General features: G+C 63.7%; 21 protein-coding genes. 16 read left to right on the forward strand and 5 right to left on the reverse strand.

What is annotated here, in order from left to right:
• The 8 genes from LB577_RS29375 to LB577_RS29410 all read left to right on the forward strand — a co-directional run.
• Positions 1-288, forward strand: a 288-nt coding sequence (locus LB577_RS29375; protein ID WP_411969354.1) for an ABC transporter permease subunit, incomplete at its 5' end; no start/stop codon positions are given.
• Positions 285-1,310, forward strand: coding sequence for a branched-chain amino acid ABC transporter permease (locus tag LB577_RS29380; RefSeq protein ID WP_224689956.1), 1,026 nt, complete (start codon positions 285-287; stop codon positions 1,308-1,310). The genes LB577_RS29375 and LB577_RS29380, both read left to right, overlap by 4 nt.
• Before the next feature lie 52 nt (positions 1,311-1,362).
• Positions 1,363-2,610, forward strand: a complete 1,248-nt coding sequence (locus tag LB577_RS29385; RefSeq protein ID WP_023764757.1) for an ABC transporter substrate-binding protein — start codon at positions 1,363-1,365, stop codon at positions 2,608-2,610.
• A 22-nt stretch (positions 2,611-2,632) separates the two neighbouring features.
• Positions 2,633-3,418, forward strand: coding sequence for an ABC transporter ATP-binding protein (locus LB577_RS29390; RefSeq protein WP_224689957.1), 786 nt, complete (start codon positions 2,633-2,635; stop codon positions 3,416-3,418).
• Positions 3,411-5,636: an ABC transporter permease gene (locus LB577_RS29395; protein ID WP_224689958.1), complete on the forward strand. Its 2,226-nt coding sequence runs from the start codon at positions 3,411-3,413 to the stop codon at positions 5,634-5,636. The genes LB577_RS29390 and LB577_RS29395 overlap by 8 nt, the downstream gene beginning before the upstream one ends.
• Positions 5,637-5,719: 83 nt before the next feature.
• On the forward strand, positions 5,720-7,906 hold the full coding sequence (locus LB577_RS29400) for a flotillin domain-containing protein (RefSeq protein ID WP_224689959.1): 2,187 nt from the start codon (positions 5,720-5,722) through the stop codon (positions 7,904-7,906).
• A gap of 305 nt (positions 7,907-8,211) precedes the next feature.
• Entirely contained in the window at positions 8,212-8,649 is a 438-nt protein-coding gene (locus LB577_RS29405; RefSeq protein ID WP_224689960.1) for an SRPBCC family protein, read from the forward strand.
• A gap of 9 nt (positions 8,650-8,658) precedes the next feature.
• Complete coding sequence (locus LB577_RS29410) at positions 8,659-10,173, forward strand: SRPBCC family protein (protein ID WP_224689961.1); 1,515 nt, start codon at positions 8,659-8,661, stop codon at positions 10,171-10,173.
• A gap of 6 nt (positions 10,174-10,179) precedes the next feature.
• Here LB577_RS29410 and LB577_RS29415 read toward each other — a convergent pair whose 3' ends face one another.
• Both LB577_RS29415 and LB577_RS29420 read right to left on the reverse strand, forming a co-directional pair.
• Complete coding sequence (locus tag LB577_RS29415; RefSeq protein ID WP_224689962.1) at positions 10,180-11,463, reverse strand: D-tagatose-bisphosphate aldolase, class II, non-catalytic subunit; 1,284 nt, start codon at positions 11,461-11,463, stop codon at positions 10,180-10,182.
• The gene (locus tag LB577_RS29420; RefSeq protein WP_224689963.1) at positions 11,460-12,413 is read right to left on the reverse strand and encodes a sugar kinase; all 954 of its coding nucleotides are present in this window, start codon (positions 12,411-12,413) and stop codon (positions 11,460-11,462) included. The genes LB577_RS29415 and LB577_RS29420 overlap by 4 nt, the downstream gene beginning before the upstream one ends.
• Positions 12,414-12,667: 254 nt before the next feature.
• Between LB577_RS29420 and LB577_RS29425 the strand changes: the two genes are divergently transcribed.
• Positions 12,668-13,702 carry a LacI family DNA-binding transcriptional regulator gene (locus LB577_RS29425; protein ID WP_224689964.1) on the forward strand — a complete coding sequence of 345 codons (1,035 nt, stop codon included), beginning with the start codon at positions 12,668-12,670 and terminating at the stop codon, positions 13,700-13,702.
• Here the strand turns inward: LB577_RS29425 and LB577_RS29430 are convergent.
• The 3 genes from LB577_RS29430 to LB577_RS29440 form a co-directional block, all read right to left on the reverse strand.
• On the reverse strand, positions 13,690-14,640 hold the full coding sequence (locus LB577_RS29430) for an alpha/beta hydrolase (RefSeq protein ID WP_224689965.1): 951 nt from the start codon (positions 14,638-14,640) through the stop codon (positions 13,690-13,692). The genes LB577_RS29425 and LB577_RS29430 overlap by 13 nt on opposite strands.
• Before the next feature lie 101 nt (positions 14,641-14,741).
• Entirely contained in the window at positions 14,742-15,890 is a 1,149-nt protein-coding gene (locus tag LB577_RS29435; protein WP_224689966.1) for a Gfo/Idh/MocA family protein, read from the reverse strand.
• Positions 15,891-16,154: 264 nt separating this feature from the next.
• Positions 16,155-16,916 carry a DeoR/GlpR family DNA-binding transcription regulator gene (locus LB577_RS29440; RefSeq protein ID WP_023764767.1) on the reverse strand — a complete coding sequence of 254 codons (762 nt, stop codon included), beginning with the start codon at positions 16,914-16,916 and terminating at the stop codon, positions 16,155-16,157.
• A gap of 161 nt (positions 16,917-17,077) precedes the next feature.
• On the opposite strand from LB577_RS29440, the gene LB577_RS29445 reads away from it, so the two are divergent.
• The 7 genes from LB577_RS29445 to LB577_RS29475 all read left to right on the forward strand — a co-directional run bounded on the left by LB577_RS29445 (position 17,078) and on the right by LB577_RS29475 (position 24,221).
• Complete coding sequence (locus LB577_RS29445; protein ID WP_023756676.1) at positions 17,078-17,878, forward strand: class I fructose-bisphosphate aldolase; 801 nt, start codon at positions 17,078-17,080, stop codon at positions 17,876-17,878.
• A 3-nt stretch (positions 17,879-17,881) separates the two neighbouring features.
• On the forward strand, positions 17,882-18,832 hold the full coding sequence (locus LB577_RS29450; protein WP_224689967.1) for a PfkB family carbohydrate kinase: 951 nt from the start codon (positions 17,882-17,884) through the stop codon (positions 18,830-18,832).
• A gap of 89 nt (positions 18,833-18,921) precedes the next feature.
• Complete coding sequence (locus LB577_RS29455) at positions 18,922-20,067, forward strand: ABC transporter ATP-binding protein (RefSeq protein WP_224689968.1); 1,146 nt, start codon at positions 18,922-18,924, stop codon at positions 20,065-20,067.
• 107 nt (positions 20,068-20,174) lie between these two features.
• Positions 20,175-21,422 (forward strand): ABC transporter substrate-binding protein, encoded by a 1,248-nt coding sequence (locus LB577_RS29460; RefSeq protein ID WP_224689969.1) that lies wholly within the window; start codon positions 20,175-20,177, stop codon positions 21,420-21,422.
• Between the two features lie 133 nt (positions 21,423-21,555).
• The gene (locus LB577_RS29465) at positions 21,556-22,452 is read left to right on the forward strand and encodes a carbohydrate ABC transporter permease (protein WP_023764771.1); all 897 of its coding nucleotides are present in this window, start codon (positions 21,556-21,558) and stop codon (positions 22,450-22,452) included.
• A gap of 5 nt (positions 22,453-22,457) precedes the next feature.
• Positions 22,458-23,300, forward strand: a complete 843-nt coding sequence (locus LB577_RS29470; protein WP_013896870.1) for a carbohydrate ABC transporter permease — start codon at positions 22,458-22,460, stop codon at positions 23,298-23,300.
• Positions 23,301-23,399: 99 nt separating this feature from the next.
• A complete protein-coding gene (locus LB577_RS29475; protein ID WP_224689970.1) occupies positions 23,400-24,221 on the forward strand; it encodes a sugar phosphate isomerase/epimerase family protein in 822 nt (273 codons plus the stop codon).
• Positions 24,222-24,228: the final 7 nt, after the last annotated feature.

Below are 24,228 nucleotides of genomic sequence, written 5' to 3' on the forward strand. Positions count from 1 at the left end.
GTCTTTGCCGGCGGCGGGGGCCTCGCGGGCTTTGCGGGCGTCGTCGGTGGCTCGGCGCTTTCGGTCGCGCCAGGCGAGGATGTCCGTTATCTCCTGGCTTCGCTGGTCGTGGTCATCGTCGGCGGCATGGGCTCGATCACCGGGGCCGCCATCGGCGCTCTGCTCATCGGTCTCGCCGAGCAGATCGGCCTCGTCTACTTCCCGACCTACGGCATCGTTCTGACCTTCGTCATCATGGTGGTGACGCTGGCGGTCAGGCCACAGGGCATCATGGGGAAGGCGCGATGAGCCTGGCCATCGCCACCACCAGCGCCACGCAGCCGAACTGGCTGGAGAAGCTCGGCGCCGGCCACATCATCCTTGGTGTCGCACTGGTGCTCTATCCCCTAGTGGCATCCGATTTCTTCCTGACGCAGATCGGCGGCTATTCGCTGATCTTCGGCATGCTGGGCCTGTCGCTGATGCTGCTCGCCGGCTATGGCGGCATGGTCAGCCTGGCGCAGATCACGGTCGCCGGCATCTCCGCCTACGCCATCGCCATCCTGGGCAACAACAATTCCAGCATCCTCGGCCTCGGCTGGCCGTGGTGGCTCGCGGTGCCGTTCGCGGTTCTGGCGGCGGCACTGGCATCGGCGCTGATCGGCTGGATCTCGGTGCGCACCGAGGGCATCTACACAATCATGATCACGCTGGCGATCGCCACCGCGACTTACTATTTCGCGCAGCAGAACTACGCCATCTTCAACGGCCATTCCGGCTATGCCGGCATCCGCGCGCCGGTGTTCTGGGGCATCGGCTGGCGCGACGCGAAGCCGTTCTACTATCTCTGCCTTGGCCTCGCGGTGCTCTCCTACGCCGCGGTGCTCTACGGCTCGCGCTCGACGTTCGGCATGACCTTGCAGGCGATCCGCGACAACCCGCGTCGCATGCGTGCGCTTGGCTATCACGTCACCGCGCACAAGGTCTTCGCTTGGGCTTTGGCGGGCGTCATCGCCGGACTGGCGGGCGTGCTGCTGGTCTGGTTCAACGGCCGCGTCTCGCCGGGCACCATCGGCGTCGACGCGGCGATCGACGTGCTGATAATCGCCGTCATCGGCGGCCTGCGCCATCCGATCGGCCCGTTTCTCGGCGCGCTCGTCGTCGTCCTGATGCAGACCTTCGCCATCGACATCGTCGGCGCCGAGCGTTTCAACACGCTGATCGGCCTGGTGTTCCTGGTGATCGTCTTCGTCTCACCGGATGGAATTCTTGGGTTGTGGGGGAGGATCAAGCCACATCTTGCCCAGGAGTCCTTGCGTCCCGGCCCCTAGCAACCGGGATGGAATGAACCACTGCAAAATGAGATCAACGGGAGGAAAAATCATGAGGATGCATAGACGTACATTGCTCGCCTTGGCGGTGTTCACCGGGCTGACCGCGCCTTCGATGGCGCTGGCTGCCGACGACACCATCAAGATCGGCCTGCTCGCCACCTTCGAAGGGCCGTTCACGGTGCTCGGCGAGGACGGCGAGCGCGGCGCCATGACGGCGGTTGCGGAGATGAACGGCAGCGTCGCCGGCAAGAAGATCGAGATCGTCAAGGGCTCGTCCGACGCCTCTCCCGACAGCGCCGTGCGCGCGGCACGCAAGCTGGTCGAGCAGGACGGCGTCAAGGTTCTGGTCGGCCCGCTCTCGGGCGACGAAGGCATTGCCGTCAAGGATTACGCCAAGACGCAGCCGAACGTGACCTTCATCAACGGCACCTCGGCCGCGCAGGACACGACATTGCGCGATCCGGCCGAAAATTTCTTCCGCTTCTCGACCGATGGTGCGCAGTGGATGGCCGGCCTCGGCACCTATGCCTTCAAGGACAAGGGTTACAAGAAGGTCGCCACCGTCGCCGAGGATTATTCCTTCCCCTACACGCAGGTGTTCGGCTTCATGGCCGAATTCTGCAAGGCCGGTGGCCACGTGCCCTCGAAGTCCTGGGTGCCGATTGGCAACAAGGACTTCTCCTCGGTCATCGCCGCCATTCCGGAAGATGTCGATGCGATCTATGTCGCGCTCGGCGGCGCCGATGCGGTCAACTTCCTGACCCAATATCAGCAGGGCGGCGGCACCGCGCCGCTGATCGGCGGCTCGATCACCGTCGACCAGACGGTGCTAACCTCGAAAGGCAAGTTGAAGGACGTGCTGAAGGGCACGCCCTCGGCCGGCCCGACCGCCGATACCAACGATGCGCCGGCCTGGAAAACCTTCGTAGAGGCCTACAAGAAGCAGCCGGGCGCGTTTCCCTCGCCCTCGCTCTTCGCCCATGGCTACTATGTCGATATGAAGGCGACGCTGCTTGGTCTCGACCAGGTCGGCGGCGACGTCTCCGACGGCGGCAAGAAGCTGCGCGAGGCGCTGTCGAAACTGTCCTTCGACACGCCGACCGGCAAGGTGTCGCTCGACAAGAACCGTAACGCCATCGCCGACATCTTCCTGACCGAGGTCACCGAAGGCGCCGACGGCAACCTCCTCAACAAGCTGGTCAAGGTCGTGCCGCAGGTCAACCAGACCCTCGGCATTCCCGAAGACGAGTTCATGAAGCTCGGCGCGGTCAACCGCGACAATCCGAGCTGCCCGTAACCGACGCCGAGTGCAGCCGCCAGTGACCGAAAGCTTCGCAGCAAACCGTCTTCAGAGCACCGGCGCCTATGCGCTGGAGCTCGATGGCGTGGCGCGGCATTTCGGGGCGCTGGTGGCGCTCTCGGGCATCACCATGAGGATCGCGGCCGGCGAGCGGCGCGCGGTCCTCGGCTCCAACGGCGCCGGCAAGACAACCCTGTTCAACGCGGTGACGGGCGACTTCCTGCCGACGGCCGGGCGCATCCGCTTCTTCGGCGAGGACATCACCGACCTGCCGCCGCACGAGCGCATCCGGCGCGGCTTGCGCCGCACCTATCAGATATCGCAATTGTTCAAGGGCCTGTCGGTCCTCGATTCCATCTTTCTCGCCTGCCGCGGCGTTTCGCGCCGGCGATTTTCGCTGCTGCGCCCGGCAACGACCGACGTCAACATGGTGCAGGCGGAATCGATCCTCAACGCCGTCCACCTCGAAGCCCTCCGCGACGCGCTGGTGGCGACGCTGAGCCACGGCCAGCAGCGCCAGCTGGAGATCGCGCTGGCGCTCGCCGGCGCGCCGCGTTTCATCCTGTTCGACGAACCGGCGGCCGGTCTTTCCCCGACCGAGCGCCGCGACCTCGTCGCCATCCTCAACGCACTGCCGAAGCATATCGGCTACATCATCATCGAGCACGACCTCGATGTCGCGTTGCGCGTCTCGGAATATGTCTCGATGATGCACAATGGCCGGCTGTTCAAGGAAGGCACGCCGCAGGAGATCGAAGCCGATCCCGAGGTGCAGGAGATCTATCTCGGGGGCAAGCATGGCTGAGCGTCCGACCTCCTCCGGCAAGCCAACCAGGGCCATCCTCAGGATAGAAGACCTGCAGGTCTTCTACGGCGAGAGCCATGCGCTGCAGGGCGTCTCGCTGACGCTGGAAAGCGGCGTGCTGTCGGTGGTCGGCCGCAACGGCATGGGCAAGTCGACGCTGTGCAACACCATCGTCGGCCTGAAGCGGGCCAAGTCCGGCTCGATCCGCGTCGATGGCCGCGAGATCACGTCACTCGAGCCGCACGAAATCCATCGCCTCGGTGTAGGCTATGTCCCGCAAGGCCGCCGCGTCTGGCCGAGCCTGACGGTCGACGAGCATCTGCGTCTCGCCGCCGGCAATCGGCGTGACGCCAGCTGGACCGTCGAGCGTGTCTACCAGACCTTTCCGCGCCTGGCCGAACGCCGTGCCAATGGCGGCTCGCAGCTGTCTGGCGGCGAACAGCAGATGCTGGCGATCGCGCGCGCGCTGCTCAGCGACCCAAAACTGCTGGTCATGGACGAGCCGACCGAAGGCCTGGCGCCTGTCATCGTCGACCAGGTCGAGCGCATGCTCGTCGATCTCGCCGCCGAAGGCGAGATGGCGGTTCTGGTGATCGAGCAGAACATCGGCGTGGCGACCGCCGTGTCGAACCAGGTCGCCATCATGGTCAACGGCCGCATCAACAGGCTGATGGACGCCAAGGCGCTCGCCGCCGATCGCGAATTGCAACAACGCCTGCTCGGTGTCGGACGCCATGCCGAGGAAGCGCAGGTCACGCCGGCGGAAGCCGCGCAAGCCAAGGAGCAACTGGCGGAAGTCTATCGCGTTGACCGCGCCGCCAACGGTTCGACCGAAGTGGCGTCACAGAATGCCGTCTATCGACCGGTCACCGAACTGCCCAACCGCTGGAACGTGCCGGTCACCGAACTGCGGCAGGCGGCGGTCGACAAGACGGCACCCCAGGATGATTTGAAGAAGGTCTTCGCCATCCCCTTTGCCGAGCGCATCGGCAGGACGGTGCTGGTCGCCGGCACCTTCGACACCAAGGGCAAGGAATTGCGCTTCGTTGCCGACCGGCTGAAGTCGCTAGGCCTGCCTGTGCGCACCGTCGATCTGTCGACCTCGGGAAAACCGACCAGCGCCGATGTGCCGGCCATGCAGGTGGCCGGCATGCACCCGCGTGGCTCATCCGCCGTCTTCACCAATGATCGCGGCGGATCGGTCAGCGCCATGGCGGAAGCCTTCGCGCGCTGGATCGGACGCGAGCCGGGCATCGGCGGCGTCATCTCGGCGGGCGGTTCAGGAGGCACCACGCTGGCAACCTCCGGCATGCGCGTGCTTCCTGTCGGCATCCCCAAGCTGATGGTCTCGACGGTGGCGGCCGGCGATGTCGCCAAATATGTCGGCGGCGCCGACATCATGATGTTTCATTCGGTCGCCGATGTGCAGGGGCTGAACTCGATCACCGAACAGGTGCTCTCCAATGCAGCGCATGCGATGGCCGGCATGGTCGCGCAATTGCCCAACACCGAGGCATGGGAGGCAAAGCGCAAGCTGGCGCGGCCGGCCGTCGGCATCACCATGTTCGGCGTCACCACGCCTTTGGTGCAGGCTGTCACGAAACGACTTGAAGCCGACTATGACTGCCTCGTCTTCCACGCCACCGGCATCGGCGGACGCGCCATGGAAAACCTCGGCGACTCCCGGCTGTTGTCGGCCTTCCTTGATCTCACCACCACGGAAGTGGCCGACATGATCGTCGGCGGTGTCTTCCCGGCAACCGAGGATCGTTTCGGCGCGGTGATCCGCACCGGACTGCCCTATGTCGGCTCGACCGGCGCGCTCGACATGGTCAATTTCGGCCCACGCGACAGCGTGCCGGAAAAATTCAAGAGCCGCAAATTCGTCATCCACAATCCCAACGTCACGCTGATGCGCACGACGCGCGACGAGAACCGCGCCTTCGGCGAATGGATCGGCGCGCGGCTCAACGCCATGAACGGTCCGGTGCGCTTCCTGCTGCCGGAGGGCGGCGTCTCGATGCTCGACGCGCCCGGCCAGCCCTTTCACGACCCGGAAGCCGACAACGCTCTGTTCGAGGCGATCGAGAAGACCGTTCGCCGGACACCTTTGCGCCATGTCGAACGAGTGCGGGCCAACATCAACGACACGCCTTTCGTCGATGCGGCGGTCGCTGCCTTCCACGCGATCACGCCGAAGCTGCAGAGGCGGGCATGAAGAATTGGACTTCGCCACCGTGCAGGTGGATGTTTGAAATCGGTCGCCTCGCGCCGGCCGTATTGTCTTGGGGAGGATAGATCATGGACGCGCAGACCTTTGGCGCTTTCCTGTTGTGGCTGATCGTTGCGGCGGTCGTCGTGGTGATCGCCGTCTACATCTTGCGGTGGCTCTACCGCCGCTCGACCAAGGAGACGGCGTTCGTGCGCACCGGCTTCATGGGCGAGAAGGTGGTGGTGAATGGCGGCGCTTTCGTCATCCCGGTCCTGCACGACATCACTCCCGTCAACATGAACGTGCTGCGCATCGAGGTGCGGCGCGAGGACGGACTTGCGCTGATCACCCGCAACCGCATGCGCGTCGACCTGATCGCCGAGTTCTTCGTGCGCGTCGGCGCCAGCCGCGAACTGGTCGCCGCCGCCGCGCAGACGCTGGGCCGCCGCACGCTGCAGCCCGACAGCCTGCGCGAACTGCTCGAAGGCAAGTTCGCCGGCGCCCTCCGCACGGTCGCCGCCCAGATGACGCTGGAAGAGATGCATGAACTGCGTGGCGACTACGCCGCCAAGGTGCGCCGGCTGGCCGAGGAGTCGCTCGCCGCCAATGGGCTTGAGCTGGAAAGCGTCGCCATCGTCGATCTCGACCAGACCAGCCTCGAATATTTCGATCCGTCCAACGCCTTCGACGCCGAAGGCCTGACGCAGCTGACGGAATCGATCGAGACAAGGCGGCGCATGCGCAACGAGATCGAGCAGCGCACGCTGGTCGATATCCGCAACCAGAATCTCGACACCCAGCGCAAGGTGCTGGAGATCGACCGCGACACCGAATATGCCCGCCTCGAACAGGAACGCGAGGTCGAGATCCGCCGCGCCGCGCAGCGGTCTGAACTCGCCATCGAGCGTGCGTTGCGCGACCAGGAATCCGAGCAGGCGCAGCTTTCGTCGCGTGAAGCCGTCGAGAAATCGCGGCTGAACCAGGAGCGCAACATCACTGAGGAGCGCATCAAAAGCGAGGAGGACACGCAGCGCCGCGAGATCGCGCGCCGCCGTTCGCTCGACGAGACCGAGATGAAGATGCGCGAGTTGACCGAGCGCGAGCAGATCGCGCTCGAACTGTCGCTGGAAAAGGCCCGCATCGAGCGCGAGGGCGCGCAAAGCAAGCTCGAGATCGAGCGCAAGAAACTGCTTGAGGTTGCCGAACTGGAACGCCAGATTACGCTGGCCGAAAAGGCACTGGAAGTGACCAAGGCCGAGGCCGAGAAGCGCCGCGCCGAGATCGTCGAGAACCAGGCGACCGAGACGGCGCGCATTGCGCAGGAACGCGTCGTCGACGAGGTCCGCATCGAACGCGAGCGTCATCTGGAGGCGCTGCAGATCGCCAAGCGCCAAGCCTTCGAGGAGGCTGAAATTTCGGCCAGCGAGGAGGTCGAGCGCGCCCGCATCACCACCGAACGTGGCATCGAGGAAGCCCGCCTGATAAAGGACCGTGACATCAGGCAGCTCGGCGTCGACCGCGACCAGAAGATCGAGATCGCCGAGATCCAGAAGGCGATCGATATCGCCAAGAAAACGCAGGAACGCTCTTCCGCTATCGCCGCGTCGGAGGCGGTTCGCGCCAAGGCCGTCCAGGCCGAGGAACAGGCCTTCACCGCCCGCGAACGCGAGATCGCCGAGCGCCGCAAGCTGACCGACCTCATCGGCGCGCAACGCGAGGCCGAGCGCGAGGCACTGCGCGTCGTCTCCGCCGCGGATGCCGAGATGAAGGCGGCGAAGAGCCTGGCCGAAGCGCAGAAGATCGCCGCCGTCGCTTCGGCGGAGGCCGAGAAGATCCACGCTCTTGCCGCCGCGCAGCGCTACGAGGTCGACGCAACAGGCCATCGCCAGTTGAACGAGGCCGAGAACCTTCTGTCCGACGAAGCCCGCGCCGGGCGTCTGCGCGGAAAACTGCTCGACCATATGGAAGGCATCATCCGCGAAAGCGTCAAGCCGATGGAGAAGATCGACGGCATCAAGATCCTGCATGTTGACGGCATCAACGGGGGCGCCGGCGGCAACCGCAACGTCACCGACGAGGTGATCGATTCCGCGCTGCGCTACCGCGTGCAGGCGCCGATGATCGACAATCTGATGAAGGAGATCGGCATCGAGGGCGGCTCGCTCGGCCGCATGACCGACGTGCTGCGCGACGCCAAGGATATTTCCAGCCTGACCCGCGACAAGAAGGGCAAGGGCAAGGCCGCCAAGGACGACGATGACGACCGCGATCACTGAAGTGCGGGCGGCGTTTCCTCGCGCTTCATTGGGCCGTGCGAGACGATGCCTTGCGCCTGATTGCCATGCTGCGTCGGTTCGCGACGATTGCCAAGTGGTTCCCCCACTCCGTCGCTGCTTCGCAGCGCCACCTCTCCCCCCTCCGGAGGGAGAGGAAGGGAGCCCGCCGTGGACGGTTCGCACCGTTCCTCCCCCCGTCGATCGGGGGAGAGGTGTCGAGCAAAGCTCGACGGAGTGGGGGTCGATCTGGCGCGGCGCGAGACAATGCATACGCGGACTGCCATGCCCATAGCCGGCCCCCAAGCATGACCAAGGTCTATGTGTCCTCTGTCATTCCCGCACCGGCGGCGGAAGTCTGGAAGCTCGTTCGCAACTTCAATGCACTGCCAAGCTGGGCGCCGTTCGTTTCCGACAGCCGCATCGAACAGAACGCGCAACCCGACCAGATCGGCTGCATCAGAAGTTTCACGTTGAAGGACGGCGGGCGCATCCGCGAAAGACTGCTGGCGCTGTCCGACTACGATCTGTCCTGCAGCTACGCGATCCTGGAAAGTCCGATGGCGGTGGAGAACTATGTCGCCACGCTGTCGCTGACGCCGATCACCGACGGCAATCTGACGCTCGCCGAATGGCAGGCGGAGTTCGACTGCGCGCCGGACCGCGAGGCAGCCTTGATGCAGCAGATCGGCAATGGCGTGTTCCAGGCCGGCTTGACCGCGCTGAAGCACCGGTTCGGGCGCTGACGCCGGCCGATGGTCCAGGTCCGTCAGAGCACGATCATCGATGCGCCGGTCGACGAGGTCTGGGCGATCCTGCGCGATTTCAACGGCCATGACCGCTGGCATCCGGCGATCGCCTTCAGCGAGATCGAGGGCGGCGAGCCGGTCGATGCGGTCGGCTCCGTGCGCCACTTCAGGCTGAACGACGGCGGCGAGCTGCGCGAGCAATTGCTGGCGCTGTCCGACAAGGACCGGCGGCTGAGCTATTGCCTGCTCGAAGCGCCGCTGCCGCTGATGGGTTACGTCGCCTCGCTGCGGCTGAAGCCGGTGACCGACGGCAATGCCACCTTCTGGGAATGGAATTCCGAATTCCACCCGCCGGCGCATCGCCGCGACGAACTGGTCAAGCTGGTCACCGAAGGCATCTATCAGGCCGGCTTCGCGGCGGTGCGCAATCTTCTGCGGCGCGCAAACACAGGCTCGCCGGTCGAGACAAGGACGCTTCGGGTCGCGTCGCCATCATCCGTGGAGATGCCGCGTGCCGCCCCAATGGTCGCGCCGGGCCAGGCCGCAACGACCCGTGCGATCGTGGTCGAGCGCTATGGCGGCCCGGAAGAATTGCAACTGCGGGAAATCGGCCTGCCACAACCCGCGCCGAATGAGGTGCGGATCCGTCACACGGTGATCGGCGTCAATTTCATCGATGTCTATTGCCGCACCGGCTTTTTCGACCTGCTGCAGCCGCCTGGCGTGCCGGGCATGGAGGCCGCAGGCATCGTCGAGGCGGTTGGGTCGGCGGTGTCGGGCTTCTCTGCCGGTGACCGCGTCGCCTATGCCTGTCCGCCGGTCGGCGCCTATGCGGAGCGGCGCAACATGGCGCCCGAACTGCTGGTTCATCTCTCCGACGATATCCCGGATGAGATCGCCGCCGCCGGCCTGCTCAAGGGCGTCAGCGCCAGTTTTCTGCTGCATGATGTCCACGCCGTGAAACCGGGCGACATCGTCCTCATCCATGCGGCGGCCGGTGGCATCGGCCAGCTGCTGGTGCAATGGGCGCGCCACCTCGGCGCGACGGTCATCGCCACGGTGTCCAGCGACGACAAGGCGCGGATCGTCGAGCGTCTCGGCGCGTACCATGTCGTCGTCTATTCCCGCGAGAATTTCGCCGAGGCCGTCATGCGGCTGACCAATGGCGCGGGCGCCGATGTCGCCTATGACGCGGTCGGCAACGACACATTCGGCGGCTCGCTCGCGGCCCTTGCCGTGCGCGGCCATCTCGTCAGCTTCGGCCAGGCTTCGGGGCCGGTCGGCAATTGGGATATCGGCCGCTTCGCCTCCAAATCGCTCACCCTGTCGCGGCCCAACTACGCGCATTACACCGACACGCCGGAAAAGCTCGCGCCGCACGTCGCCAGGTTTTTCCAGGCGCTTCGGCAAGGCGTGGTCAGGGTCGAGGCGCCGACCCGCTACACCCTTGCCGACGCCGCCGATGCGCACCGCGATCTGGAATCCCGCCGCACCACGGGAGCCCTGGTCTTGCTGCCGTAACCGCAGTCAGCCGGTCGCGCTGGCGTAGATGTCGAGAACCTCCGTCACGCCAGCGATTAGCAATTCCCTGGCTTTGGGCGCGACGGATCCATTCGCCACGGCACCACCGAGACGGCCAAGATGCTGGCTGATGAGGGGAGAGGGGATGTCGCGGTCGCCAAGCGCCTGCATCAGCGCGCCCACGGCCTGTTGGGCGCCCGGTGCCGGCCAGTAGTAGCGGATGCGATCGCTGTAGGAGAAATGCCGTTCGATCCGCTGCTCGGCCTCGGTGCCGTGATAGTAATTCTTCCAGTTGCCGGGCGCCGCCAGCATGGCCCGCTCCATCGCCGCCGGCAGGCTTTCCCGCGAGGCGTCGGGAGCGAGAATGTCGGCGATGTGGCTCAGGCCATAGAGCGCCTCGCGCAGCGCGAAGGTCAGCCGCGGCCCGACCTTGAGAATGGCGAAGCCGTCATCGACCAACGCGCTCAATGCCGCCACCGGCTGGTAGTCGGTCGAATGGGCCTCGAAGACGAATTGCGGCAGGTCTCGGAGCGTGCCGGCGAGTGCCCGTGCGCGCTCCGGTTGATAGGCGATCACGTCGGCATTGCCGAATTCGACACCCGGCTGCACGACGACGCCGATCGCCCGCGCAAAGGCCTGGTCGAGGCCACGCTGGGCGAAAGCATCGCGATGAATGCGCACCGTTTCGCGTGCCGCCTCCGGTGTCGTTACCGCCAGATGGTCCATCGCCTCAAGAGCGCCACCCGGTACCGGTACCTCCGTGCCGATGACATAGACCGGCTTGGCGCCTTCAGTTCGTTCCGTGGCGGCCTCCGCCACGGCGGCCAGTTCGGCCGCACGCGCGGCAATCGTCGCGTCTGGCGGTGCGGCGCCTTCGCCGGCGCAGCCCATGCTGGCGTCCAAATGGAGCTTGGTGAAGCCGGCCTCGGCATAGGCGTCGACCATGCGCGACGCTTTCGCCATGGCTTCGGCTGCCGGCAGGTGTTTCCATGGATTGGGGCCGAGATGGTCGCCGCCGAGCACCAGCCGGTCCAGGGGAAAGCCGACTTTGCCGGCGATCGCCTCGACGAAGCGCCGGAAATCCCCGGGTGTCATGCCGGTATAGCCGCCCTCGTGGTTCACCTGGTTGCAGGTGGCCTCGATCAGCACATCGGCGCCGCGCGCCTTGCCATGGCGCAGCGCCGCCTCGATGACCAGCGGATGAGCAGAGCAGATCGAGGCAATGCCGCAGCGTTCACCGGCCGCGCGACGCGCCGCGATCGCCGCCAGCCTGTCCGTCGCCTGGCTCATGCCGGCGCACCGGTCTTGGCGGTCTTGATGAACGCTTCGACGGCGGCAAACGAGGCGATGCCCTCCATCGGCCCCTTCTTCGTCACCGCCAGCGCGCCGCAGCCATTGGCGATGCTGAGCGCTTTTTCAGGTGTCGCTCCACGCAGCCAGAAGGAGACGAAGGCGGCGGCAAAACAGTCGCCGGCGCCGGTCGGATCGATTTCATCGACGGCGAAGCCGGGCGACGCGGTGCGACCGGTCTGGTCATAGTGAACGGCACCGTCGGCGCCCTTCTTGACGACCACGGTGGAGATGCCGCGTCCCAGCATTTCGCGCACAGCGCTTTCTTCGTCGGTCGCCTTGGCGAAGATGAACAGTTCCGGCCCGCTCGGCAGGAACACGTCGGTCTTCGAGAGCACGAAATGCAAGGCGTCGCGCATGCCCGGCAGATCGAGCATCTCCTTGCGGATGTTGGGATCGAAGGAGACCGTGCCGCCGCGCGCCTTGACAGCCTCGATCCCGTTGCGCGCCACCTCGATCACCTCGGGCGAGAACAGCGAGGTGCCCATGACGTGAAAATGGTCGGCGCCGGCCAGCAGCGCGCGCGCCTCGGCGCCGATTTCGATCAGGCCGGCAGCACTTTGTTTGATGTTATAGACGAAATGCCGGCTGCCGTCCGCCTCGTAGGTGACGAAGGCGGTTCCGGTCGCCGCACCCTTATGCACCTTGATGGCCGAGATTTCGGCGCCGTCGACGCGCAGGCGCTCGATGTTCAAATGGCCGAAATCGTCATCGCCGACTGCGGCGATCAGCCCTGCCGGCTGGCCGAGCCGCGCCGCCTGGTCGATGAAGATCGCCGGCGCGCCGGATGGAAACGGGCCGACGAGCGGGCCGGGGGCAAGGAAGCTCTGGCCGATCCGCTCGGCCATGATCTCGACCAGGATCTCGCCGGCGCAAACCAGTTTCTTCATATCCTCCCCATTCGCCCGTGGCGGGTTGCCGGATGCCATCCCTATTGCCATGCGCGTTCAAAACCTAGGTTGCCAATTTTAGAGCGTCAATAAATAATTTGACGCGCGCGATTCTTTTGCGTTGTACTGCAAACGCGAAAATTTGACTGATAAATTCGGTCAAGCAATGCTGTCTCACGGCAATGGCCGCAAGACTGATTCTGGCCAGACCGAAAAAGGACTGGCGAGCAAGGACGAGGGGGCCTGGAATATCGATGGCGGAGAAGACCCACCGCACGATGGATGATTTCGCCAGGGCGTCCGGCGTGTCACGGCCGACCCTGTCGAAATATTTCGACGATCCGGCGAGCGTGAAGCCGGCGACGCGGACGCGCATCGAGGCGGCATTGCGGTCGTCGGACTACCAGCCCAATGTTTTCGCGCGCAATCTCAATCGCAAGCGCACCCGCAATGTCGGCATCATCGTGCCGGCGCTCACCGATCCATTCTATGCCGAAATGGTCAGCCGCATCGAACTGCGCTGCCGCGGCGAGGGTTTCTGGCCGATCGTCATCTCCTCGCACGGTTCGCCGAAACTGGAGGCGGAATCGGTCAGGACGCTGATGTCGCTGAAGGTCGCCGGCGCCATCGTCGCTCCCCTCGGATCGGTCTCCGAACCCGGCGTCTTCGAGCGGATGAGCGAGGACATCCCGATCGTCTATTTCGACACCTATATCGAGGGCGACACGCCGTTCGTCGGCAACGACAATCATCAGAGCACCTCGACTATCGTCGACTATCTCTGCCGGTCCGGCGAACCGCCTGTTTATGTCGACATCCCGCACGTCAATCACAATTCTCGCGAGCGCCTGCAGAGCTATATCGACACGATGCGAGCCGCTCGTCTGGAGCCGATCGTGCTCAAGGCGGCGGCCGACTACAGCTGGGATTTCGAGCGCATTGGCCATGAATGGATGGACAAGACGCTCGAGAATGGCGACCTGCCGGCCCGCACGCTACTCTGCGCCAATGACCGCCTCGCCTTCGGCGTCATGGCGGCCGCCTTTTCGCGCGGGCTGAAGATAGGTCGCCGGCCCGATTGCGACTTCCGTGTCGCTGCCCATGACGATCATCCGCTGAGCCGCTACACCTGTCCGGCGCTGACCACCATGGCGCAGGATTTCGCCACCATGGCCGGCCGCAGCGTCGAGATCTTGCTTGCCCTGCTGGACGAGGCCGATCCGCCCGGACAAGGCGTGGCACGCAACGTCAAGCTCGGCGCGACCTTGGTGATGCGTCAATCGGCCTGATCGGGCGTCTGCAACTGCAGCCAGGCCGCCGCCTCGCTCACCGCTTGCCGCGCGGCTTTGATGTGGCGGCCCATCGAGACAAAACCATGGATCTGCCCCGGCCACTGCCGCAAGACCAGCGGCACGCCGTCGGCCCGCAGGCGTTCGGCATAGGCCGTGCCTTCGTCCGCAAGGATGTCGTGGCCGGCGAGGGCGACAAACGCCGGTGCCGCGCCGGCAAGGCTTGACGCGAGCAGCGGCGAAACCCGCCAGTCCGCGATGTCATCGGGCGTTCGTACATAGTGGTCGCGGAACCAGGCCATGGTGGCGGCGGTGAGCCCGAAACCGTTGCCGAAACGCCGGTAGCTGTCGGCCGTCTGGCGGGCATCGGTGTTGGGGTAGATCAGGATCTGGGCGGCAAGCGGCGGCGCCAGGCCGTCGCGGGAAAGCAAAGCCAGAACAGCGGCGAGGTTGCCGCCGGCGCTGTCTCCGGCCACAGTGATGCGGGCTGGGTCGATGCCGAGTTCCCCGGCATTCTGCGCCATGAAGCGAAGCGCTGCCGCGCAATCCTCGAGCGCTGCGGGAAACTTGTGTTCCGGCGCCAGCCGGTAATCGGGGCAGACCACGATGGCATTGCCCAGATTGGCGAGCCAGCGGCAGATATCGTCGTGCGAATCCAGATTGCCGATGACCCAGCCGCCGCCATGCAGATAGAGCACGGCTCGCGCTGCGGTTAGTGGCGCGCCGATGCCGCGGTGGATGCGGATCGTGACTGGGCCGTTCGGCCCGTCGACCGTCAGCTGCGCGGTTGATGCGACTGGCTCGTGCTCGCCCTGCTGCGCCGGGAACGAAGCGTTGTAGGCTGCTCGCGCCGCCGCCACGCTGCCATGCTCGAACGGTTCGCTGCCGGCCGCACGGCCGATTTCGAGGGCGCGCAAGGCATCAGGGTCGAGCGTCATCATTATCTCCGTGAAGCATTCCAGGAAAAGTGTGAAACGGTTTTCCGTCCGGAATTGCGTCAGAACAACAGATCATCGTTCGGTGAAACGGTGATCCGAGTCTAGGCGAGCAGGCTGCCTGCTTCGTCCTCGTTAAGTAGCGCCGGCTGGGCGACATCGCCGGCAATGGCAACCGAGCTTTTCGTTTCGCCCGATTGCAGGATCGCCTCCATGATCTCCAGCACATGCAGTGCCAGATTGCCGGACGCGCGGGGTGTCGCACCTGTCGTGAGCGAGCGCACCAGATCGGCGACGCCCAGCATGCGGTAATTGGCGCGGTCGGGCGCGGCGTAGGGCCAGTTGCGGGCGCCGTAGAGTTCGCCTTCGCTGGCGAAATCCTTCCACTCGGCGCCGCGTTCGGACAAGGAGACGGTGCCACCGAACGTGTCGGGATCGGGCAGGCGTAGCGAGCCTTCCGTGCCGTGCAATTCGATCGGATGGTTGGAGTGCTTGAAGACGTCCCACGAGGCGCCGAAGGTGACGGTGGGGCCCGAGCGGAATTCGAGCAGCGACAGCACATTGGTCGGCGTACCGACCTTGAACGTCGTGTCCTTGAACGGTCCCTCGGCGGTGATCAGCCTTTCCTCCTGGCCACGCGTTGCCATCGCCATGACACGCGCGACCGGACCGAGCAGGTTGACCAGCATGGTCAGGTAGTAGGGTCCCATGTCGAACACCGGGCCGCCGCCCGGCTGGTAGTAGAATTGCGGGTTGGGGTGCCAGTGCTCCATGCCGCGCCCCATCATGAAGGTGGTGCCGGTGACCGGGCGGCCAATGGCGCCCTCGTTCATCAGCCGGCGCGCGCGGCGCCCGGCAGCACCCAGGAAGGTGTCAGGGGCCGAGCCGAGCAGCACGCCGCGTTTGGCCGCCTCCGCCACCAGCCGGCGCCCGTCGCTGGCCGACGTCGCCAGCGGCTTTTCGGTGAAGACGTGCTTTCCGGCCGAAAGCGCTGAAAACGAAATGTCGAAATGTGCGGCGGGAATGGTCAGGTTGAGGACGAGATCGATCTCGGGGTCGGCCAGCAGCGCATCGACGCCGAGTGCCCGAAGGCCATATTCCTTGGCCCGCAACGCCGCCATGTCGGCCGAAATATCGGCGCAGGCGCGCAGCTCGATGCCGCCGAAGAGGGCGGCATTGCGCAAATAGGTCATTGAGATGTTGCCACATCCGATGACACCGATTCCGAGTTTTTCCCTTGATTTTGCCTGCATTTTAGATCGGTCCTCCGGATGCGGTCATGGTCTGCCGGATCCGCTGCGCCGGCAACGGATCGTTTTGGAAAGCGCTATACAACATTTTAAATATTGACGCGCGTAAATTTTTTATAGAACATGCGAAAATGCTGGCAACATCGGGAGGCTGCCAGCCGTAGGAGGAGGAATGACAGACATGAAAAAACGGCCGGCCGCCGATGCGAATCCCGTGGGGCATGCGCGCATCGGACGTTTCCGTCGCGGTCAGGGACCGCGATGGGGTCAGGCATAGATCACCTTGGCCCCGGTCCTATCAAGCTGGCTGCGTATCGGGTCGGAAAGGCCATCGTCGGTGATCACGACATCGACGCTCGACAGCGAAAACGCTTTGGAGGTTCCGCTGACGCCCCATTTGCTCGAATCCGCAAGCAGGACCACGCGCCGGGCCATGCGCACGAGGTTTCGCTTGGTTCGCGCCATGTCTTCGTTCACGTCGACCACATCCAGTGACGAGTCAATCGCATGCGCTCCAACAAGGACTTGATGCGCCACCAGGCCGCCGAGAGCGGTGTCGGCATCGGTGATCAGCGTGCTCACCGTGTCCGGATAGACCCGGCCACCGATCATATGAACGTCGAGCCCGGGCCGATGCATCAGATGCTGCACGATATTCATCGCCGTGGCCGCGACCACGACATTGCTGAGCGGCGGTAACAGCATGGCAACTTGCATCAATGTCGAGCCGCCGTCGAAGATGACCGATTGGTTATCCTCGAACAGGTCTACCGCTGCCCGGGCGATGCGTTTCTTTGCGTCGAGGTTCGTTTGCATCCGCCGGGCGAACGCGGCCGTGGTCGAATCCGTCGTCCGGGTCACCGCCCCTCCGCGGGTCTTGGTCAGCAGTCCCTTGCGGTCCAGTATCTCGAGGTCGGAGCGCACCGTGACTTCCGACACGCCAAATTCGTCCGACAGGTCCTTGATGCGAACCTGTCCGCTGCGTTGCACCTCACCCAGGATCGACTGGCGTCTCTGCTCCGACAACATTGCCCTGTCCTTGCTTCCATGCGCCAAGCGATCGCGCTGGCCTCGGTTCACTCTACCAAAATACGCGAATTCGAAAGCTTTCGAAAGATTGCATTTATCTTTTCTTTCGCAAACACTGGGTCAAGGATTTTGAAACCAATCGATTGGAGAGTTTTAGACTCATGAGCCTCGGAACCAAGGTGCGCCTGGCGCGCCTCTTCTCACATCCATCGGGCAATCTTTTTGGCGGCGCGGTCGACCACTTTGTCGGCTATGGCGACGTGCGCAAAGGAGGTCTTGCCGACCTGCCGGGCGCGCTTGCACGCGTCATGGTGGGCAAACCCGATTATGTCAGCATCCAGCCTGGCACCGCGCGCCATCTGTGGCCGCAATATGCGGGCAAGGCCTCCCTGGTGATCCAGGCCGGCTGCTTCACCCCAGACGATCGCATCAGTGAGCTGATTGCAACCCCGGAGGATGCGGTGCGCGCTGGCGCCGATGCGTTGGCCGTGGCCATTCCGGTGCGCGGCGCGACCGAGGGCAAATACATACGCTGGCTGACCGATTCGGTGAACGCTGCGGCCCGCTACGGCATGCCGGTGGTGGCGCATATCTACCCTCGCGATTTCACCGACGGGGCAAAAATCGTCTTCACCCCCGACGAGATCGCCTATGCGGCACGCATCGGCTACGAGTCTGGCGTCGATGTCATCAAGATCGGTTACACGGGCGATTTCGAGTCGTTTCGAGAGACCGTTCGGACCTGCCCGGTGCCGGTTGTGATCGCCGGTGGTCCGAAGACCGACACGCTGCTCGGCGCCCTTCAGCAGACGGCGGACGCCATCCGTGCCGGCGCGCGCGGTGCCGTTGTGGGCCGCAATCTCTGGGGGCATGGCGATCCGGAAAAGGCGGCGATTGCCTTTCGGGGCGTCATCCATGACGGCCTTTCGGCGCAAGACGCCTTGGCGAAGGCGGGTGCCTGAACGATGCCCACCGTCCCTTCAATCCTTGGCTTCGGAGCGATTGCGATCGACGACATCGTCTATGTCGATCAGCCGTTGTCGGCGGGCAAGGGGAAGGTTCTGCAAAGTGCCCGAGCTTTCGGGGGAAATGTCGCGACGGCACTTGCCGCCGTCGCGCGGCTTGGCGGCACCGCCGGGTTCGTCGGATGGCTGAGCGATGCCGCCGACGACGCCGTGTTGTGCGACCTCGTTGCAAGCGGCGTTGAAACCGCGTTCGCGCCGCGCCACCCGCACGCGCGCCCGGTGCGCTCGCGGATCACCGTCGGTTCGGATGGGGAGCGGTTCATCGCGTATGACGACGAAGCGATGCTGGGCACCGCGACGGATTTTCCGGACGAGGTCCTCAGCCGCGCGACCGTCCTGATCGTCGATAGTTACGGGATTGGGTCGTTGGATGTCGTGACTCGGGCTCGCGATCTTGGCCTTGCGATCCTCGGCGATATCGAATGGAGCCACGGCTCAGCCACCGAGACACTGATCGGGCTCTGCGACCATCTCATTCTTCCGCTCGGCTTTGCGCGAACCGCCACGGGCCTCCAGTCGCCGGCCGAGATACTCGATGCATTGTGGTTGCCGTCGCGGTCCGCCGTGGTTCTGACGGATGGCGGCAGGGGTGTCTTCTATCGCGGACGCGACGAGACGGGGCTCTGGCACCTGCCGCCGCACCGGGTTGCCGTCGTCGACTCGACCGGTGCCGGCGACTGCTTTCATGGCGCCTATGCCCTTGCCTTGACGCGGGGGGCCGACACCGCGGGCCGGGTTGCATTCGCGGCCGCGGCGGCTGCCCTTTCGATAACGGGGCGGGGCGGGCGCGAAGCGCTTCCGACCGCCGACCAGGTCATGGAATTCCTGGCATCGACGAACGCGCCGTCGGCGGTCGAACTGAACTATGCGCGGCTCGATACCGGAACATAGCCCGAACTATACGAGGAAAGATTTCGCAGGTGAACATAAGCCGAGGACCATCATAAGAATCAGTGGCTTGGACTTGTGGAGGGAGGAATATGGCAGAAGTCGTTCTTGAGAATATCTGCAAGACATACGGGAACAATTTTCACGCAATCGACCAATTGAACCTGTCGGTCGAGGACGGCGAGTTCTTGATTCTCGTCGGGCCGTCCGGCTGTGGCAAATCCACCGCATTGCGGATGATCGCGGGGTTGGAGGACGTCACCAGCGGCAGCCTGCGGATCGGCGGAATAGACGTCGTCGACATGCCGCCCAAGGATCGCGACATCGCGATGGTCTTCCAGAGCTACGCCCTCTATCCGCATATGACGGTGTTTGAAAACATCGCCTTTTCGATGCGGCTGGCAGGCAAGCCGAAGGCCGAGCGCAAGAAGCGCGTGGACGAGATCGCCAAAACCCTTCAACTGACGTCTCTGCTGGACAGCAAACCCGCGAACCTTTCAGGCGGACAGCGTCAAAGGGTTGCCATGGGCCGCGCCATGGTGCGCGAGCCGGCAGCCTTTCTCATGGACGAACCCCTTTCCAATCTGGACGCGAAACTGCGTGTCCAGATGCGCGCCGAGATCACCAGTTTGCAAAAGCAGCTCGGCGTAACGACCATATATGTGACCCACGACCAGACCGAAGCCATGACGATGGGCGACAGGGTCGCGGTGTTGAAAGGCGGCGTGCTGCAGCAGGTCGACACACCCAAGAGGCTCTATGAATCGCCGGTGAACGCCTTCGTTGCCGGCTTCATCGGGTCTCCTTCGATGAACCTTTTCGAGGCGACCCTGACGGGCGACGAACTGACGTCCGGCGCCTTTGCCATCCGGCTGCAGGATGCAGCCTTCGTGCGCAGACCGGGTTTGAGGTCGTATGCGGGGCGCGAGGTCGTGTTCGGGATACGACCGGAGGATCTCTATGACAGCAGCCTCGAATCCGGCCGCAAGTATCAGACGATACCGGCAAGGGTAACCTCGATCGAAGAACTCGGATCCGAACATATCGTCCATCTCAACATCGACGCGGTCCGGGTGGACTCCGGCGACCCTGACGCGGTGCAGGATTTCGGCCTGGCGTCGAATGCGGTGGCGAGATTCGAACCGGTCAGCACAGTCCGCTCCGGCGCGGAAATCAGGTTGGCGCTGGACGACGCCAAGCTCCATTTCTTCGATCCCGAGACGCATCTGGCGATCTGAATATACGCGACAAGACGCGGGTGAGGTGAGGCACCTGCATAAGGAGACTTCTTAATAACCAGACGATCGGGCGCATTGTGCGGTCGATCCTAAAGAAGGAGGAGAAAATGATGTTTCGCATAAAACCCGCGATGCTGAAAATAGCCGCGGCGGCATGGTTGCTTGGCGCAACCGGCGCCATGGCGGATACGACGCTGGAATTCACCCAATGGTGGGAGCCCGAATTGCCGGCTGGCTCGCTCAGGTCAATCATGGATGAGTTCGAGGCGGCAAACCCCGGCATCAAGGTGACGCTGGTCAGCGGCCCCTACGCCACCACGCGAGACCAGATCTCGGTTGGTGCTGCAACCGGAACGCTCAGCGACGTCGTCGGTCTCGACGGCGCCTGGGTGAACAATCTGAACGCGCAGGGTGCGCTGGCCGACATGAACCCGATGATGGAGGCGAGCAAGTTCGACAAAGCCCGAGTCGCGGACATCATCAAGGTGGACGGCAAGGCGGTGATGTTTCCCGTGGCTTCCTTCGTCTATCCGGTCTTCGTGAATTTGGACCTCGCCGCCAAGGCAGGGGTGACCAAGCTGCCGTCGACCCGTGCGGAGTTTCTCGAAGCCGCCAAGAAGATGACGCACGCCGACCAGAACCAGTATGGCTGGGTGCTGCCCCTGTCGCTGCAAACGCCGTCCGGCGTCCAGAACGACATGATGTCGTGGGTTTGGGCTTCGGGTCAGTCGATGATGGCGAACGGCAAGCCGGACCTTGAAGGCAAGCCGGTGGTGGATATGCTCACCTTCGTCAAATCGCTCAACGACGCCGGCACCATCTCGCCCGGCATCGCCACCAAGACCGAGCAGGAAAAGGTCGAGGAGTTCGTCAACGACCGCGTCGGGATGATGATCGACTCGCTCGCGCATGTGAACCTCATCCGCAAGCGCAATCCCAAGCTGAACTTCGACCTCATCCCGGTCCCGGTCGTGGAAAACTATACCGGCAAGCGCGGCCTTCCCTATGCCTCCTGGGGCATCGGCATCTCGGCTGCCTCGAAACATCAGGAAGAGGCCTGGAAACTCGTCCAATATCTGATGAGTGAAAAGGTCAACGCCAAGCTCGTGTCGCTTGCAAACGCCTTCCCGGGCAACGTCAACGCCAAGCCCGATTTCGTGACCTCGGACAAGGCGTTCGGCAAGGCTTTTGAAATCTTCAAGACCGGTTATCTCGCCAATGAGTTCACGGGCCTGCCGGTGGCTGAAGACCTGATGACCCAGTTCGACGTGCAAGCCCAGAAGATGCTGGCCGGCGAACAGTCTCCCGAACAAGCCGCAGCCGCCGCTCAGAAGGGCTGGATGGCGAAATTCTGATCGGCCCGTTCCCAGTTGCTTCGACCGGGTGGCCTGACTTCGGGCTGGCCACCCAGCAACAATGATCGGCAATTTGAGATGGACCTGTTCTTGAAGCTCACCTTCTCTTGAAGGCGTATCCCAAGGTTGGCACATGACCCGGCAAAAGCGCTCCCACCACAAGCTGAAACGAGCGGTCGCACCCTACCTCTATCTGTCGCCCTCGCTGCTCATAATCGGGCTTCTGATGCTGCTGCCGATGGTGACGGTGATTGCTTACTCGTTCCAGAACAGCGCGGTGCTGCGTCGCGACCCATCCTTTGCCGGACTGAAACACTACCAGGCGATCTTCGACGACCCGGTGTTCTGGGCTTCGCTGTGGCACACGCTCTACTTCACATGCATGAGTGTCATTTTCCACATGACAATCGGCATGGTCTTCGCGCTCATGCTGAACAGCGACCGCATCAATCCTACGCTGCGCAATATCCTGCGCGTGCTCTACATACTGCCCTGGCTGTTCACCGCGGTGATCATCGCCGTGATCTGGCGCCTCCTGCTTGAGCCGAACGGTGTCGTGAACAGCATTCTCATGCAAATCGGAATCATCGGTTCCAAGGTCGAATGGTTTTCCTCGCCCGAGACCGCGCTGCACGCCGTCACCTTCGCCAATATCTGGGCGGGCTATCCGCTCTTCATGGTCAGCCTGCTCGCGGGCCTGCAGGGCATTCCCAAGGATTTCTACGAGGCGGCCGATATCGACGGGGCGAAAGCCTACCAGAAGCTGATTTTCATCACGATCCCGCAGCTGATGCCGATCATCATCAGCATCTCGCTGCTCGACTTCATCTGGACCATGCAGGTCTTCCCGTTGATCTGGATAACGACGGGCGGTGGTCCGATCTACTCGACCGAGGTCCTCAGCACCTACACGTACAAGCTGGCGTTTTCGAGCTACAACCTGTCGCAGGCTTCGGCGAGCGCTGTGGTCATCTTGTTGATCTCTCTCGGCCTGACGCTGTTCTACATCCGCTATCAAAAGGCTCGGTAGTCACCATGAGGAAAAGGCATACGCCGAAAGACAGGCTGATCACCGTCGCGCTCCATGCAGCGCTTGCAGCGGGGCTCTTTTTCGCGGCATTCCCGATCTACTGGATGCTGAGCAGTTCGTTCAAATCGAATACCGAAATCTTTGCCCTGCCGCCAACCATCCTGCCAAAGGCCTTCACCCTGGAAGCCTATGCAGCCATCCTTGGCGACCCGGTGAAACTGCGCTTCTTCTTCAACAGCTATTTCGTGGCGGGAGCGGTGACCGTGCTGACGGTGCTGATCGCCTTGCTGGCTGCCTACGGGTTCAGCCGCTTCAACTTCCGCGGCAAGGGCAGCCTGAACACAATCATCATCAGCACGCAGACGATTCCGCCGATCACACTTTTGATCCCCTTCTTCGGGCTTGTCGTCTCATACGGTATCTTCGATACCTACGTCGCACTGATCCTGACCTACCTGGTGTTTACGCTGCCGTACGCGATCCTGCTGATGACGGGATATCTGAACACCTTGCCCCGCGATCTCGATGAAGCCGTGGCTGTCGATGGAGGCACCAGTTGGACGGCGCTTTGGCGGGTGATCGTCCCGATCTCACTGCCTGGTATCGTGGCGACGTCGGTCTACACCTTCCTGTTGTGCTGGAACGAATTTCTCTTCGCGCTGACGCTGACGAAGTCGACGTCCATGCGCACCGTCCCGATCGGTATCCAGCTGTTGATGGGGCAGCACGCCTTCGAATGGAACCAGATGATGGCGATGAGCGTGCTCGGCTCGCTACCTCTCTTGCTCATCTACCTCGTTGCCCAGAGGTACTTCCTCGCCGGCATGACCGCAGGCTCGGTCAAGTAGGATGCCCCTCCCAAGGAGAAGGAGCGGGCCCTCGCGTATCAGCGCCACATCATCGAGCGGCTGACGCAAGGCGCATCAGGAATATCAAGGAATGAAAGGATGAACGTGAAAGACCTCAAAGTCGGCTGCCAGACCTTCACCTGGGAAATGCTGGGAGACCGGTTCACCGGCGGTCCCGACGATCTGCTGAAGGCGATCGCCGATGGCGGCTATGCCGGTATCGAGATCACCGACGCCATGATCGGCCACTATGCGGATCGGCCGTCGGAGTTCGCCGCCGCGCTGAATGCGTCCGGGCTGACGCTGGTCTCCTTCGCCTTCGGCTCGGACAGTGGCTTTACGCTGAAGGATGAGATCGGCTCCGACCTCGAAACTGCCAAACGCTGGATCGATTTCGCCGCCGCCTTTCCGAACGCCCTGGTGTCGATGGGGTCGGCGACCGTCGTGTCCGACGGTCCGCGCGGCGACAAGTTCGCCATCGCCGCCGAAGTCTACAACAAGGCCGGCGAACTTGGACGCAAGGCCGGCGTCCAGGTCGCGGTGCATCCGAGCTCGCACCACAACACGCTGCTGTTCGACCGCGCCGACTACGACACGATCTTCGCGCTTCTCGACCCCGATCTGGTCGGCTGGGTGCCCGATACCGGCCACATCCTGCGTGGCCACAAGGACATGGCCAACACGCTGCGCACCTACCGCGACCGCATCCGCTACATCCATTTGAAGGACGTCGACGCCAATGGCACCTGGGCAATGCTCGGCAAGGGCGTCTGCGACACCGCCCAAGTGATCGAGATTGCCGGCACCGCGCCGCGCTTCAACGGCTGGCTGGTGCTCGAAGAGGAATCCGACACCGCCGCCGCCGATCCCGCCGGCGCGGTCAAGACCAACCGACAGACAATGCGCGGCTACGGCGCCTGAAGAACGA

It is taken from the genome of Mesorhizobium sp. B283B1A (assembly GCF_020165735.1).
GTDB classification, from domain to species: Bacteria; Pseudomonadota; Alphaproteobacteria; order Rhizobiales; family Rhizobiaceae; genus Mesorhizobium; species Mesorhizobium opportunistum.